This is a genomic window from Promicromonospora sp. NPDC052451, from assembly GCF_044547525.1.
In the GTDB taxonomy this organism is placed as follows: domain Bacteria; phylum Actinomycetota; class Actinomycetes; order Actinomycetales; family Cellulomonadaceae; genus Promicromonospora.
The window spans coordinates 139,512-154,702 of record NZ_JBIUAP010000002.1 but is presented as its reverse complement, the minus strand read 5'-3'; the positions used below and the strand labels follow the sequence as shown (position 1 = coordinate 154,702).

Sequence of the window (15,191 nt, the reverse complement as noted above, 5' to 3'; positions counted from 1 at the left end):
TCAGTCCTCCAGCAGCGGCGTGATCGCCGCGCAGGTGTCGGTCAGCACGGCCTCGACGTCGGCGTCCTCGACCCACAGGGAGTCGAGCTCGGCACGCACGGTCTCGGACAGCTTGGCGAAGTTCTTGTGCGCCGGCTTGGTCACCGCGTCCTCGACGCCGTCGACCACGACGGCCTCCAGCTGCTCGGCCGTCAGCCGGGGGTTGGCGGCCGCGAGGCTGTCGCCGTTGAGCAGCGACTGGCGGGGCGGCGGGAAGTACGCGGCGAGCTGCTCGGCGTTCTCCGCGTTCGTGAAGTACGCGAGGAAGTCGGCGGCGACGTCGGGGTGCTCCCCGGCGGCGAAGACCCCGACCCCGGCCTGGCCCACGACGTTCTGCTTGCCCTCGGGTCCTGCGGGCAGGGGCACCACGTCCCAGCCGAAGGAGTCGTCGAGGGACGAGGCGCGGCTGATCTGGGTGATCGTCATCGCGGCGTCACCGGCGAAGAAGTCGGCGGTGGTGCCCGGGGCCGGCATGGCGCCGTCGGTGAACACCGCGTCGTGGAACCAGGTCATGGCCTCGACCATCGCCGGGTCCGTGAAGGTGCACTGGGTCCCGTCCGGGCTCCACGGGGCGGCCTTCCACCCGGACCACACCGTGGCCAGGTTCTCCCACGTCTGGTAGTCGAAGTCGCGCACCACCAGACCCTGCTTGCCGGACTTCTCCGCGGTGGCGGCGGCGATGTCGCGGGCGGCGTCGAAGGTCCACCCGCCGTCGGCGACCAGGTCGGCCGGGTTCGGCTGGTCCGCCGCGGCGATCTGGTCGGTGTTGACGAACATCGCGAACGGGCTGTTCGAGAAGGGGTAGGCGTAGAGGCCGTCGCCCTCCTCCCAGAGGGTGAGCGCGCTCGGCACGAGGTCGTCGAACGCGTAGCCCTCGGTGCCCTCCAGCACCGGGCGCAGGTCCACGAGCGCGCCGCTGGAGACGAACTCCGGGGCGTTGCTCTCGAAGATCCAGGCCAGGTCCGGGGCGTTGCCGCCCGCGAGCTGGGTGGTCAGCGCGGTGGTGTAGTCCTCGAACGGGATGGTCTCGAACGTCACGCTCGAGACCAGCTCCGGGTTCTCGGCCACGTAGGCGTCGGCGATGGACTGGAAGAGGTCGAGCTGCGCCTCGTCCGCCGTCCAGACGGTCATGCGCAGGTCGACCGGTTCGGACGGCGTCTCGGGCTCGCCGACCGGTGCGTCGCTCCCGCCCGCGCACGCGGACAGGGCCAGGGCCGTCCCGAGGACGGCGGCGGTACCCGCCGTCCTGCGGTTCCGGATGTGGTGTACAGACATCAGTTCTCCTTTGGACTGATCCGGCGACGGGGCGTCGCCGGCGTGTGCCGGTGCGTGCGGACGCCGTCCGCGTCAGTAGGGGTGGGCCTCGTCCGGCCAGCGCAGCTCGACGCCGGCGGCGACGAGCTCGGCCTGGTAGTCGGCGAGCTGGTCCGGCTCGGACTGGACGGAGTGCGGGGTGCGGCCGGTGGCGAGGCAGTGCGCGGCCAGGTGGCCGGCGGCCTCGCCGACGTTCCACTCGACCGGGTGCAGCCGGTAGCACCCGTTGGTGATGTGCGTGGTGCCGATGTTCTTGTTGCCCGCCAGCAGGTTGGTCGTGCGGCGCGGCAGCAGGGCGCCCAGCGGGATCTCGAACGGGGTGGACGGCACGTCGATGTACGTGTCGCCGCCCGTGGAGGGGTGCAGGTCGATGCGGTACATGCCCACGCCCACGGAGTCCGCGTACCGGGTGGCACCCCGGTCGCCGCGCACGGCGTACGACACGTCGTTCTCGGTGATCGTCGTGACCGCCTTGATCCGGCGGGACTCGCGGTGGTAGACGGCCTGGGCCAGCCCGTCCGCGCTGCCCATGACGTCGGGCCGCAGCCGCAGGCCGGGGAACCCGGTGCCGCCGTCGGGCCGCGGCGCCTCGGTCTGCATCCAGTAGAGCATCGAGAGGCTGAGCTGCCGCGCGTCGGCGATCCGGGCCTCCTCCTCCTCGCGGGACACGTCGAGCACGTGGCCCAGGAAGTAGTCGATGCTCGGCCAGTTCACGAGGCACAGGTCGCTCTCGTAGAACCCCGGCTCGTACAGGTCGCGCGCGGCGATGCGGCGGAACAGCCAGAGGTTGCCGTCGCCGGCGTTCTTGGACTGGTCGGCGTCCACGGCCAGCGGGTCGTCGCCCGGGTTGGGCGTGAACGACCGCTTCTCCAGGGCCAGGGTGCGCGGGTTGGGCGCCGTCCACGACAGGAGCTGCTCGCCGCCCCAGGCGGCCGGTGCGTAGGTGCGCCAGAAGTCGTAGCGCTCGGGCTTGTCGATCGTGTGGTCGCCGTCCGTGTGCTCGACGACGAAGCACACGCTCAGGGCCTGCACGTTGTCCGGCTGGGCCACGTCCGGGGCGCTGGGCTCCCCCGTCTCGTGCCGCGACTCGAACCCGGTCACGTACTCCGTGCCGGTCAGCGGCAGCAGCTCGCCGGTCTCGGTCGCGTCCACCGTGTAGGCCGCGGCGACGGTCACGTCCTCGTCACCGACGACGGAGCGCAGCGTCACCGAGGTGACCCGGTCGCCGTCGGTGGTGGCCGCCACGGGGCGCACCCGCTCCAGCAGCCGGATGCGGCCCGAGGAACGGTACGGGGCGAGCGTCTCCTCCAGCACGCCGACGGCGACCCGCGGCTCGTGGCACAGCTTGGACACCCAGCCGGCGCCCGGGTTCAGCTCCGCCCGGTCCCGTGCGCCGTCGGTCAGCGGGTAGCGGCGGCGGTAGACGTCGCGGATGCCGTCGCGCAGCGCGCGGTAGCGGGCGGTCACGCCGAACCGCTCCACCCAGGGGTGCTCGTCCGGCGGCACGGCCTGCGACGTGAGCTGGCCCCCGATCCACGGGTGCTCCTCGGTGAGGACGACGCTCGCGCCCCGGTCGGCGGCGGCCAGCGCGGCGGCGATGCCGCCGAGCCCGGCGCCCACCACGAGCACGTCGGTCTGCAGGTCTTGAGGGGTCACGCGGGGGTCCGTCCTGTCGTGGGTGTCGGTTCGGGGGTAGGTCGCGGGGCGCCGGGTCACGGGGAGACTCCGGGCGCAGGGGCCACCGTGGCGCCCTCGACGTCGGGGCACACGAGGACCTGGTGCAGCTCGGCCTCGGTCACGGCGGCCGGGCGCCGTGCGTCCCGCTCACGCCGCGGGCCGTCGTCGGACACGAGCCGGGAGAGGAGGTACAGCGCCCGGGCGCCCATCTCCTCGCGGGGCACGGAGAAGCCGGACCACTGCCGGCCGCCGCGCCGCGGGTGGTGGGGCTGGCCGAGCAGCAGCACGGACACGTCGTCGGGCACGCGCATCCCGCGCCGCTCGAGCTCGTCGGCGAGCTCCTCGGGGTAGTTCTCCGGGGCCACGACGACGGCGGTGAACCGCTGGTCGGCGATCTCGGCGGCGGTGGCGGCGACGTCGTCGAGCTCGACGAACCGGGTGGTCAGGCCATGCGCCTTCATGGCGGTGCGGTAGCCCTCGACGCGGTCCAGCGTGGGCTGGTCGGTGCCGCGCGTCCCGACGTAGCCGATGCGCTGGTGGCCCTGGGCCACCAGCCGGTCGATCTGCCGCACGGTGCCGCCCACGTAGTCGGCACCCACGTACGGCAGCCGGCCGCCGTCGCTGCCGCGCTTGCCGATGAAGACGAAGGGGTAGTTGGTGTCGAGCAGGTGCTGCAGCTCGCCCCGGTGCTCGTGCTGGCCCAGCAGCAGGCAGCCGTCGGCCACGCCGAGCCGCTGCCAGCCCTCCCGGGTGAGCCTGCGGCGGCCGTCCTCGACGGGCGCGCTCGTGAACAGCAGGATGTCGACGCCCAGCCGTTCGGCGGCGTGCTCGATACCCGTCAGGAACGGGCCGTAGAAGTCGCGGCTGGCGCGCGGGAACGTGGCCTCGTACGTGAACACGCCGAGGATCTGGGCGAGCCCGCCCGCCAGGCGCTGCGCCGCCGGGTTGGCCGTGTAGCCCGTGATGCGGATCGCGTCGAGCACGCGCTGGCGCGTCTCCTCGCTGATGCGCACGCCCGCCGGGGTGCTGCCGTTCAGTACGAACGAGACGGTCGCCTGGCTGACGCCGGCCATCGCGGCGACGTCGGTCTGGGTGATGCGACGACGTGGCACGGCTCCTCCTCGAACGCCCGGTCGGGTCATCGTTGACACCGGGAGTCTCACCGGGGGCCGAGCGCGCGGTCAATCTGATGATGCGCATTATTAGCAGCTGCCCACCGGGCGCCTCCCCCGGCCACGACGCGGGCCACGGCGAGCGCCCGGGCGCCGATGTGGCGCATTATCACCGGGCTCGTTGGTGGGTCTCATTACCTCCCTTGACCGCCGTCCCGGTCCGCCCGAAGGCTGACGCCGTCATGACGAAGTGACGTCTCACCGCGACGAAGGAGTACGCACCATGGCTGTCCGCACCGCGCGCCGGGCACTGGCCGGCGCCACGCTCGCCCTGGCGGCCGCGCTGGTCCCCGGCGTGACCCAGGCGGCGACCGGGCCCGCCCCCGGGGCACCCGGGTCCGAGCTGCCGGTCTTCACCTCGACCGGCGCGATCGTCGACCCGCTCGACGACACGCTCCCCCACAACCCGAACCAGGAGTTCATCTTCCCGTCGGTGTTCCACGCCGGGGCGCACCTGTCCGACCCGCTCGGCGAGTGGTACGTCTACTACGCGCCGCACGACGACCCGGGCGGCATCAACCTCATGTACGCGGACTCCCTCGACGGTCCGTGGACCCAGTACGAGGGCAGCCCCGTGGTGTCGAACCAGTGGGAGGGCATCTACGACGTGCCCCACGTGTCCTCCCCTGACGCCGTGTGGAACGCCGCCGAACGGAAGATGTACCTCTACTTCCACGGCGACAACACGGTGACCCGCTACGCGACCTCGACCGACGGGATCACCTTCGACTACGGCGACGAGGCCGTCACCACCGAGATGGTCGACGCCGCCCAGCCGGGCCGGCACGCCACCGAGACGTCGTACGCGCGGGTGTTCCGCAACCCCGACCGGTCCTCGCCGCAGCGGTGGGCGATGCTGTTCATGACGAACTACGACACGAACGTGCGGCACATCAACCTGGCCTACTCCCGCGACGGCAGGGACTGGCAGGTGGAGCCGGAGCCGATCGTCACGCCAGGCCCGGTCGAGGGCACCAACGTGGCGGCCGCCGACCTGTGGCGGTGGAAGGGGCAGGACTACATCGTCTACGGGGCCACCGTCGGCACGATCTTCGCGCGGCCGGTGGACCGCACCCTCACCGACGTCGGCGACCCCGAGCCGCTTTTCATCCCGCAGCCGGCGCCGCCGGAGGCCGGGCGGGCGACGTCCCCGCAGATCGTCACCGAGCGCGGGCGCACCCACCTGATCTACGAGTACGGCGAGCGGTCGCACACCACCATCGGGCACGCGGTGCTCGACCCGGACGGCGTCCGCGACCCGCTCAACACCCACCCCGAGGACCCGCTGTACGCGCAGTGCACGGGCGCGGGCTCGGACGAGCTCGACGGCACCGCGCTGGACCGGTCGCTCTGGTCGACGGCGGTGCGCGGCGACCTGGACCGCTCCGTCGTGGCCGACGGCGCGTGGCACATCCCCACGTACGCCGGGAACTCGACGTCGGCCCCGCTGCTGCTGCAGCCCGTGCCGGACGCGCCCTGGCAGGTGACCACGCAGGTCACGCTGGACCCGCAGGTCAACTTCCAGCAGGCCGGCCTGATCGTGCGGCGCGACGACGCCAACTCTCTGCGGATCGACATCTCCCACGTCGACGCCGGCAAGCGGTTCGACTTCGTCTGGCGCAGCAACGGCGTCGACCGGAACAACGCGTGGACGGCGGAGGACTCGGCGCTGGCGCCGCCGGAGACCGGCGACACCGTGTGGCTGCGGATCACGCACCACGGCGAGTGGCTGACGGCGTCGTACAGCATCGACGGCATCACCTTCGTGAACCTGGGCCGCGCCGCCCCGGCGGACCAGCTCGCCGCGACCGACGTCGGCCCGTTCGCCTACCGCGGCCCGGCGGCCACCCCGGAGCTGACGGCGCAGTTCGACTGGATCCGCTTCACCCCGACCCCGGAGGAGCTGGCGGCCTGCTGAACCGCCGCGTGGCCGGCAGAAGGTCAGGTGGTCGGCGGCCCGGGCTGCCGGTCACCTGACCTTCTGCCGGCCACCACGGGCACGATGTACGCAGACGGGGCGCCGGCGCTCCCTCTTCGTGCGCGGGGGGTCGCGCAGAACTCTGAGAGACGGACCAGTCCTGGGGGCATCTGTGCTTCGCATTCACTTCTCCGCCGCCGACCTCGTGCGCACCCGGGTGGGGACCCGGCTCGACCCGATGTGGGAGCTGGTGCTCAGCGTGCACCAGATCGCGCGGCCCGACCCGTACTTCGCCTCCTGGAGCCGGCAGGCCCGACGCCGCCTCGCGGACGCCCGGCTGCTCCGGGACGCACGACTGCTCGCCGCCCTGGCGCCGGCCCGCGGCTACTTTCCCGACCTGCTCACGCCCACGACCCGGGCATCCGGGGTGGACGAGGCCGTCGAGACCGTGCTGTCCACCGGCAAGCGGCGCCTGCGCGCCGAGGTCGCGCGGCTCGACGCCGGCCCCGGGAACGGCGCCTGGCTCGGCGACGTCGCGGCCGGTCGTCCCGCCGCGCTGCACCGGCTCGGCGTCGCCATGCGGCGCTACCACCAGACCGTGGTGGCACCCCACGCCGACCAGACGGCGCGCCTGGCCGGACGCCGGGTGACCGGCTTCGCGCAACAGACGCTGGCCCACGGCGTGGACGCCGTGCTGAACGGGCTCGGGCCCACGACCCGGTGGCGGGCACCGGTGCTGGAGGTGGACTACCCCGTGCACCGTGACCTCCACCTCGATGGACGCGGCCTGTCCCTCGTCCCGACGTTCTTCGGCATCCGGCACCCGATCTCCCTGGCCGACCCCGACCTCCGGCCCGTGCTCGTCTACCCCGTCGGCCGCGAACCGGTCTGGCGGCACACCGGCGTCGGCGACGGGCAGTGGTCGGACTCACTGAGCGAGCTGCTGGGCGAGACCCGCGCCACGGTGCTGCGCCTGCTGGACACGGAGCTGACCACCACCGAGCTCGCCGCCCGGACCGGGACGTCGCTGTCGAGCGTCAGCCGGCACACCGCGGTGCTGCGGCGGGCGGGCCTCGTGACCACCCGGCGCAGCGGCACCTGCGTGCTGCACACGCGCACGACCCTCGGCGACGGGCTGGCCCACGGCCACTGAGTCACCCGGTCCCGGTTCCCGGCTACCGACCGGCGGCTGCCGGGCAAGGCTTTGCGGCAGGACGCAATGCGTTGCCCGGCCGGCCGCGCGCTTCCTACGTTGCGTCTGCCCGAGATCCGACCGACCCGGAGCAGCAGACACCCATGAACCCGTCCGAGACCCCTGCCACCGTGCCCGGCGAGCGCCGTCGGCCCGAGCGTCGCCGGCCTGCCGCGCGCCGTGTCGCCGCCGCCGGCCTGGCCGCCGCCGTGGGTGGTGCCCTGCTCGTGCCCGTACTGGACGCGCCTGGCGCATCCGCCCACTCGCACACCGAGCTGTGCTCGCAGCTCGTCGAGCAGTCCGAGGAGTACATCTACGAGGAGTTCCCCGAGGAGGGCGCCGCGCCGGCCGACACCGACGAGGAGCCCTACACGTTCGAGGCCGAGGTGGACGAGATCCTCGGCACCCTCGAGGAACCCACCCGCGCGTACCTCGACCAGGTCACCGACGGCTGGGCCGACGAGCCCGTCGGCAGCGAGCGCAACATGGCGTGGCACTACAAGACCTACCTCGCGAGCGAGCCGGCGAACCCGCTCACGTGGGACCAGTGGTCGGGCCAGTACGTGTCGGTCGCCCGCGACCAGTCCCGGGGACTGGCCTACGAGCGGTACGCGCTGTCCCAGGTCTTCCCCCTGGACACCGCCGACTGGCTGTGCCGGGACCTCAGCCTGCAGCAGGGCAGCACGACCAGCGCGGTGAACCGGACCACGCGCCAGTTCATCAACGTGTCGCCGGGGAACACGATCAGCGAGGCACGGCTGGAGTCGAACCGGGCACTGACCAGCGCCGGGTACAAGGCGCACCACGTGTTCGGCAGCCAGCCGTCCGCGGCCGTCCAGGAGCAGCTGCGCGGTGCCCGGACCACGTGGTCGGTCCAGCGGGCGAGCGGGGTACAGACCAACCAGACGCCGCCGAGCGGGAACAACCCGTTCAACCCGCCCTGCCGCACCCGGCAGACCTGCCCCTCGCCCCGCGGCGGCGCGGTGAACAACATGGCGCGCTGGTCCGGCAGCACGGCGCGCGAGGCGCTGAGCATGCGCACCGCGAGCAACCAGATCCTGGGCAACACCCCACGCGGCTTCCGTACGTCGTTCCCGCTGGGCGGCATCGACTGGACGTCGCTCGAGCTGCGGTACGTCTCCGAGAACCCGGGGACCGACGGCTTCGACTACGCCTTCTCCGCTGCCCAGATGCCCGAAGGATCGGACCCGTCCTACGGCGGCGAGGCGACCCTCGACCTGTCCTCGGACGCCCTCTTCACGTGGCTCGCGCTGGACCGCGACCAGTTCTGGGTGAACCTCAACCCTGACCAGCCCGAGACGATCATCGACGAGCAGTTCGCACGGACCGAGGCCGGGCGCGTGCTGCTGGAGTCGGACTTCGAGCTCAAGAGCACCCTGTACGGGCACATGGACCCCGAGACCGACTCGGGTGCGGAGTTCTTCGAGTCGCTCGAGCCCGGGCCCGAGGGCCACCTGTGCTGGGGGTCCTGGCGGATGTGGGTCGAGCCGCTGCCGGCCTCCGTGCGCGAGGACGGTGACCAGCTCTACATCCTGGACGCGCCGCTGCGGGTGCAGATGGAGCCGTTCGACGTGTCCGCGCCGCCGGGCGGCGGACCCACCTGCGAGGACGTGGTGCCGCAGGACGTGATGGACCGCAACCTCCAGCGGCTGATCGACGACATGGTGCCCCTGATCGAGCAGGACGTGAACGGTGCCCCCGAGTACGCCGACCTGCGCCGCGTCTACACCGCGCGGATCGCTGCAGAGTGGTTGCGGCAGCGGGACGCCGTCCGGCCGGGCGCGTTCCACGAGATCATCGGGAGCAAGGACGTGTCGGCGTGGCCCGTGCGCGAGGGCTGGGACCCGCAGGACGTGTACGACGAGTTCCTCCAGGCCCGGCAGACGGTGCAGTTCCGGTACGAGTACGAGTTCGGTGACCAGCCGTTCTACATGGACGTCACCGGCGGGATCGAGTTCCGGGACACCCCGCGCGACCCGGTCTCCGCCGCGCGGTTCGAGCGCGAGCACCCGACGCTGCCCCGCACCGTGACGAGCGCCCGGCACGAGGCGGTCGCGGACCGCGACGTCGCACCCGACGAGGAGCCGGCGGCCTGGCTCGGCGGCGGCACCCTGCCCGAGCCGGAGGGTCCGGAGCCGACGCCGACGCCCGATCCGTCCGACGGTGGTGCCGGCACACCCGGCCCGGACGCCCCGGGCACCGACCGGCCGGACGAGCCGGCACCCGACCCGGACCGGCCTGCCGAGCAGCCCACGGACCCGCCCGCCGACCCGCCCGCCGACCAGGCCGGCGGCACCGACGACGGCGAGCTGGCCGCCACCGGTCTCTCCAGCCTGTGGGCGGTGTGGGTGGCGCTCGCGCTGCTCCTGGCGGGCGGGGCGCTGATCGTGGCACGCGGCCGGCTCCGCCCGGACCGCTCCGGCCCGGCGGCCCACGCCCGCCGCGGCTGAGGCTGACGCCGACCCGGCTCGATCGTCCGCCGCGGCCGACGCCGACCTGGACCCCGCCGGTCAGCTCGGTTGCTCTGCGTAGACATCGTCTACGCAGAGCAACCGAGCTGCGGGAGACGCGCCTTCCCCGCACCAGGCCCGGGATCCGGCGAGCACGACTTGCCCGCGCCATCCGGCCCGGCCAGGATCGAGACCTTCCGCGGCAGAACGGGGAGCACATGTGCGCAGCACGTCGGGACCGGCTCGCCGAGCACCTCGCCCACGCCGCCGAACGGTTCGGGGTGCGCTCCGAGGGCGACCTCGTGCGCGGAGACTTCGACCGCACCCTCGCCGTGCGGACCTCGGGCCCGGCGTGGCTGCGGGTGACCGCGCAGCGCCCCGAGTGGACCACCGAGTTGTTCTGGGACGGTATCGCCTCCGCGACGGGCTCCCCCTTCGACGAGATCCCGATGCCCCGGCACCTGGCCACCACCCAGTGGGCGGACGGCGGCTACGTGGTACGCGCCGACCTCGTCACGTACGTCGACCGGCGCGCCGTGGGCAGCGGGCTCGTGCTCCGGCGCGACGCCGACCTGCCCGGCGCTTGGTGGGACGCGCTCCGGGCCGGACTGGCCCCGCTGCGGCGCGCGACCGGGACCCGGCGCGCCGTGCTACGCCCCGACGCGCTCCGGTCCTCGCTGCTGGCGTCGTTCGGCGTCGAGATCGACCCGGGCCGCCTCGACTGGGAGGTGGCCCACGGAGACCTGCACTTCGGCAACCTCACCGCCCCCGGCCTGACGATCCTGGACTGGGAGACCTGGGGCTGGGCACCGGCCGGGTACGACGCCGCCGTCCTCGCCTGCTCCGCCGTCCTCCGGCCCGACGTCGCGGCCCGGGTCCGGGCGGAGCTGCCCGTACCGCCCACGTACTCCGGGGCGGTGGCCCGGCTCGCCGCGGCGGACAAGTACCTGAGCCTGGTCCGTCTCGGCCGGCACCCCGACGTCGCGGTCCCGCTGCGCCGGCAGGCCGAGGCCGTGCTCCGCGAGGGGCTCGTGGCCTGACGGTCCCGGCCCACGTCATCGCACAGAAACACGCCTTCATCGCCGGGGAAACCCGCGCTCCCTACCCTGACCGGCAGTCGCGCCGGCGGGTCCGGCGCAGGGACGGAGGGAACGGCGATGTCCGACGCACCACCCAGCACCCCCGCGGTCCACCCGGTGGACGAGGTCCCGCGGTTCACGCGGCTGTTCCCGCTCGGCCTGCAGCACGTCCTGGCGATGTACGCGGGCGCGGTCGCCGTCCCGCTGATCGTCGGCGGGGCGCTGGGCTACTCGGCGGCCGACCTGGCGTTCCTCATCAGCGCGGACCTGTTCGTCGCGGGCATCGCCTCGATCATCCAGTCGGTCGGGTTCTGGCGGTTCGGCGTCCGGCTGCCGATCATGCAGGGCGTCACGTTCGCCGCCGTCGGTCCGATGATCTCGATCGGCACCACGTACGACATCACCGCCGTCTTCGGCGCGACCATCGCCTGCGGGCTGTTCATGCTGCTGGTGGCGCCGTTCTTCTCGGTGCTGCTGCGGTTCTTCCCGCCGATCGTCACCGGCACGGTGATCCTGGTCATCGGCGTCTCGCTGATGGACGTCGCGGCCGGGTGGATCACGAACAACGGCCCGAGCGCCGCGCCGTCGGACCTCGCGCTGGCCGCGGGCACGCTGCTGTTCATCGTCCTCGTCGAGCGGTTCGCGCCGCCCGCGGTCGCGCGCGTCTCGGTGCTCCTGGGCCTGGTCGCGGGCACGCTCGTGGCCCTGCCGATGGGCAAGGCCGACTTCTCGGGCGTGGGCGAGGCCGGCTGGTTCGCCCTGATCACCCCGCTGCACTTCGGCATCCCGACGTTCCCCGTCGCGGCGGTGCTGTCGATGCTCGTCGTGGGCCTCGTGATCATGACCGAGACCACGGGCGACATGATCGCCGTCGGGGAGATCACCGGTCGCCCGGTCACGCCGCGCGGGCTCGCCGACGGTCTGCGGGCCGACGGGCTCTCGACCGCGCTGGGCGGCCTGTTCAACACCTTCCCGTACACCGCGTTCGCGCAGAACGTGGGACTGGTCAGCCTGACCGGCGTGAGCTCACGGTTCGTCGCGACGGCGGCGGGCGGCATCCTCGTCGTGCTCGGTCTGGTGCCCAAGGTGGGCGCCGTCGTGGGCGGGGTGCCGAGCGCCGTGCTCGGCGGTGCCGGGATCGCGCTGTTCGGGATGGTCGCGGCGTCGGGCATCCGGTCGCTCGCGAAGGTCACGTTCACCAGCAGGAACATCCTCGTCGTAGCCCTGTCGCTCGGCGTGGCGCTGCTGCCGACGGTCCGGCCCGAGATCTACGCGAACCTGCCGGAGTGGTTCCGCCTCATCTTCGACTCCGGCATCAGCGCCGGGGCCATCAGCGCCATCCTGCTCAACCTGCTGCTCAACGGCGACCAGGTCCGGGCGGCGCGGAAACACGAGACGAGCCCCGCGGTCAGCGGCGGCTGACGCGGCCCGGACGGGCGAGCGCAGCGGACGGCCCGCCGCCGCACCCTCCGACCTCCGCCGTGAAGTGCTCTTCTACCCAGCGATCTGGGCCAGAACCCCCACGAGATCTGGTCCAGATCGCTGGGTAGAAGAGCACCTTCCGCACCCCGCAGCGAGCACACGGCGGGTCCGGGTCTCACGGCACCCGGAACGTCACCATCTCCACCGGGTTGTCGAACTCCGTGGTGCGCAGCGACACCTGTGCGTCCCACTCGCCCGACGTCGGCAGCACGACGTCGCCGGCGTAGACGCCGGGTCCGAGCGAGCTGACCGCGACCTCCCCCAGCTCCACGTCGCCGGACGTCAGGCTGAGCCGCGGGGCCTCGTAGCCCTCCGCGGGGTCGCCGGCCGCGTCCGTCATCGTGATGGTGAGGGTGGTGGGACCCACTTCCGGCGGGTCCATGGTGATCCGCGCCGTGATGCCGCCCAGCCGCACGGACTCCGTGACGCCCCGCGCCTCGCTCGACGCGGTGGCCGGGTTCTCGGGGCTCCGGTCCACCAGGAACCCGGTGACGCCCAGGACCGCCACCAGGACGGCCGCCTCCGCCAGCGCCGTGCGGATCAGCGGCACGGGCGTGGGCCCGCGGCCGCGGCGGCGGGGCGTCGTCCGGAAGCGCGGGAGCAGGGCGAACCGGTTCCACGTGGCGATGCCGATCGCAACCACCGCGACCTGCACCTTGACCAGGAGCAGGGTGCCGTAGCCCGACCCGGTCAGGGCGCCCCAGCTCCCCGCGACCCGCCAGGCCAGGATCGTCCCGGCGACCACGAGCACCGCGAGCAGGACGGCGGCCCACGTCGAGAAGCGACCGAGCACGACGGCGCCGGCGTCGCTCCGTGCGAGGTCGCCGAGCACCAGGGCGATCGCGACCAGACCGCCGAGCCAGAGGGCTCCGGCGGCCAGGTGCAGCACGTCCACGGCGATCACGAGCGCCTCGGGCGTCGCGGCGCGGGTGTGGCCGGTGAACGCGGGGGCGGCGACCGCCACGAGGCAGCCGGCCGTCACCAGGACGGTCCGTAGGCGACCGGGGGCCGCGCCGGGGAGCGACCCGGTCGCCAGCGCGAGCCCGGCGACCACCCCGGCGGGGACGGCGTACTCCGCCGTCGCGAGCGCCGCCCAGGTCGATCCCTCGGTGAGCGCGGAGGCGGGCAGGCCGAGCTGGTAGAGCGCCACCAGCGGCACCGCCGCCCACCACGCGACGGCGGCCAGGGCTCCCGCCGCCCGCGCGACCGGCCGGAGCCGGGCGCGCGCGGGGTCGGCGATGCGGTCCCGGGGCAGGAACAGGACGGAGAAGGCCGCCACGCCCGCGGCCACGAGGAGGCCCACGTAGCCCGCACCCCGGACGAGGCTCAGCACGACGGGCGCCTCGGTGCCGGCGTCCGCCCCGGTGGGCGGGAGGTCCACCACGTCGCTCGGGGCGCCGACGGAGAAGCTGAGCGAACCGCCGATGGGGTGCCCGTCCGCCGAGACGAGCCGCCACAGGACGACGAGGGTGCCGTCCGGGACCTCCGCATCGAGGTCGACGAGGAGCCGCGACCCGCGGACCGTGGCGGTGGAGTCGAGCTCCGCCCCGGTGGCGTCGAACACCCGGATCCCCGCGGGCACGCCGATCACGGACTCGTCGAACGTGAACGTGACCCGCTCGGGTGCGGTGTCGAGCACGGCGCCCTCCGCGGGGTCGGTGCTCAGGAGGGTCGCATGGGCGGCGGCGCTGCCGGCCGGGCCCAGCACGAGCGCGCAGACGAGGGCGAGCAGGAGCAGCCAGCCGCCGGCGCGGGTGCGAGTGCCCGTGCCGGCGCCGGCGCGGGTGCGGGTGCCCGCACCGGGGCGGGTGCCGGGGCGTGTCATGGGCGTCGGCGGTGGCGCAGCAGGGCCACCGCGCCCGCCACGACACCCGCGAGCAGGACGGCGCCCCCGCCGAAGATGACCAGGGGGTCAGGACCGCCCGGATCGCCGCCGGCCACGGCCGTGCTCGCCTCCTCGGGGCCGGCGACGGGGCTCATCGCCTCGACCCCGGTCGGGGCCTCGCTCGCGGTCTGGTCCTCGGTCGGCGTCCCGGTCTGGTCCTCGGTCGGGGCCTCGGTCAGCGTCCCGGTCTGGTCCTCGGTCGTGCCCGGGCCTGCCGTCGCGGCCCGCCCGGCCTCCTCGGGGTCACCGTCCGGATCGGCTCCGGGGCTCGCTGCCCCTCCCTCACCGGCGGTCACGACCACGACCGGTGCGGGCCGGTCGAGCGCGTCGTGGTCCTCCCCGTGCCCGGCGACCTCGGTCCACGCCGCCTCCCCCTGCTCGCACCGCTGGACCACCGGGAAGACGAGCGTCGCACCGGCGTCGTCCGGGAGGCGCACCGAGAACTCCACCTCGTCGTGGGCGCCGTCGGGGAGCGGCGCCGCCGCCGTGTAGGTCAGGCCGTCGGCATCCTGGTCGACCGTCCAGCGGTCGGTGTCGGTGGCGGTCACCTCCGTGACCTCGGCGGGCATCCGCAGGGAGAGCGCGGTCGTGGCCGACCCCTCGCAGCCGTGCGGGATCTCGACCGCGAGGACGGCCGTGGCACCGGCAGCCGTGGTGGACGGCGTGACGGTCACGTGGGCCGCGGCCGACGTCGCCCCGAGGGCCACGAGGCCGGTGGCGGCGAGCCCGGACAGGGCCACGCGGCGGACGGCGGTCGTGCGGTTCATGCTGGCTCCCCGGCTCTGGAGGTGGCCCGCGACTCTGCGGGCGGCTCGCACACCACATCAGCCCGCGGAACTGTTGTCAAGAGTGTGAACTGATCGCCGGAAACCATGGACTCACCCCTTCTCGCCGCGTACCGTGGTTCACATCACTGAATCCAGGTCGCACCCGTGAACCACCGTCGGTGCGGGGGCGGCCGC

General features: G+C 73.7%; 10 protein-coding genes. 5 read left to right on the top strand and 5 right to left on the bottom strand.

Annotation, left to right across the window (positions count from 1 at the left end):
* The 3 genes from ACIG47_RS03530 to ACIG47_RS03520 form a co-directional block, all read right to left on the bottom strand.
* On the bottom strand, positions 1-1,314 hold the full coding sequence (locus tag ACIG47_RS03530; protein WP_397429636.1) for an ABC transporter substrate-binding protein: 1,314 nt from the start codon (positions 1,312-1,314) through the stop codon (positions 1-3).
* A gap of 72 nt (positions 1,315-1,386) precedes the next feature.
* Entirely contained in the window at positions 1,387-3,009 is a 1,623-nt protein-coding gene (locus tag ACIG47_RS03525) for an FAD-dependent oxidoreductase (RefSeq protein WP_397429635.1), read from the bottom strand.
* 56 nt (positions 3,010-3,065) lie between these two features.
* Positions 3,066-4,142 carry a LacI family DNA-binding transcriptional regulator gene (locus ACIG47_RS03520; protein WP_397418004.1) on the bottom strand — a complete coding sequence of 359 codons (1,077 nt, stop codon included), beginning with the start codon at positions 4,140-4,142 and terminating at the stop codon, positions 3,066-3,068.
* Positions 4,143-4,425: 283 nt separating this feature from the next.
* Between ACIG47_RS03520 and ACIG47_RS03515 the strand changes: the two genes are divergently transcribed.
* The 5 genes from ACIG47_RS03515 (at position 4,426) to ACIG47_RS03495 (ending at position 12,284) form a co-directional block, all read left to right on the top strand.
* Positions 4,426-6,120 (top strand): DUF1349 domain-containing protein, encoded by a 1,695-nt coding sequence (locus tag ACIG47_RS03515; protein WP_397429634.1) that lies wholly within the window; start codon positions 4,426-4,428, stop codon positions 6,118-6,120.
* A 172-nt stretch (positions 6,121-6,292) separates the two neighbouring features.
* Positions 6,293-7,273 (top strand): ArsR/SmtB family transcription factor, encoded by a 981-nt coding sequence (locus ACIG47_RS03510; protein ID WP_397429633.1) that lies wholly within the window; start codon positions 6,293-6,295, stop codon positions 7,271-7,273.
* Between the two features lie 143 nt (positions 7,274-7,416).
* Entirely contained in the window at positions 7,417-9,783 is a 2,367-nt protein-coding gene (locus ACIG47_RS03505; RefSeq protein ID WP_397429632.1) for a hypothetical protein, read from the top strand.
* Positions 9,784-10,001: 218 nt separating this feature from the next.
* Complete coding sequence (locus tag ACIG47_RS03500; protein WP_397429631.1) at positions 10,002-10,823, top strand: phosphotransferase; 822 nt, start codon at positions 10,002-10,004, stop codon at positions 10,821-10,823.
* 117 nt (positions 10,824-10,940) lie between these two features.
* A complete protein-coding gene (locus ACIG47_RS03495) occupies positions 10,941-12,284 on the top strand; it encodes a nucleobase:cation symporter-2 family protein (protein ID WP_397429630.1) in 1,344 nt (447 codons plus the stop codon).
* 175 nt (positions 12,285-12,459) lie between these two features.
* Here the strand turns inward: ACIG47_RS03495 and ACIG47_RS03490 are convergent, their stop codons facing one another.
* Positions 12,460-14,169, bottom strand: a complete 1,710-nt coding sequence (locus tag ACIG47_RS03490) for a copper resistance protein CopC (protein ID WP_397429629.1) — start codon at positions 14,167-14,169, stop codon at positions 12,460-12,462.
* Entirely contained in the window at positions 14,166-14,996 is an 831-nt protein-coding gene (locus tag ACIG47_RS03485) for a DUF1775 domain-containing protein (protein ID WP_397429628.1), read from the bottom strand. The genes ACIG47_RS03490 and ACIG47_RS03485 overlap by 4 nt, the downstream gene beginning before the upstream one ends.
* Positions 14,997-15,191: the final 195 nt, after the last annotated feature.

Excerpts from the sequence above, each read along its gene's own strand:
- ACIG47_RS03530 (WP_397429636.1), bottom strand. The coding sequence starts at position 1,314 with ATGTCTGTACACCACATCCGGAACCGCAGGACGGCGGGTACCGCCGCC.
- ACIG47_RS03490 (WP_397429629.1), bottom strand. The coding sequence starts at position 14,169 with ATGACACGCCCCGGCACCCGCCCCGGTGCGGGCACCCGCACCCGCGCC.
- ACIG47_RS03485 (WP_397429628.1), bottom strand. The coding sequence starts at position 14,996 with ATGAACCGCACGACCGCCGTCCGCCGCGTGGCCCTGTCCGGGCTCGCC.
- ACIG47_RS03495 (WP_397429630.1), top strand. The coding sequence starts at position 10,941 with ATGTCCGACGCACCACCCAGCACCCCCGCGGTCCACCCGGTGGACGAG.
- ACIG47_RS03515 (WP_397429634.1), top strand. The coding sequence starts at position 4,426 with ATGGCTGTCCGCACCGCGCGCCGGGCACTGGCCGGCGCCACGCTCGCC.
- ACIG47_RS03500 (WP_397429631.1), top strand. The coding sequence starts at position 10,002 with ATGTGCGCAGCACGTCGGGACCGGCTCGCCGAGCACCTCGCCCACGCC.
- ACIG47_RS03505 (WP_397429632.1), top strand. The coding sequence starts at position 7,417 with ATGAACCCGTCCGAGACCCCTGCCACCGTGCCCGGCGAGCGCCGTCGG.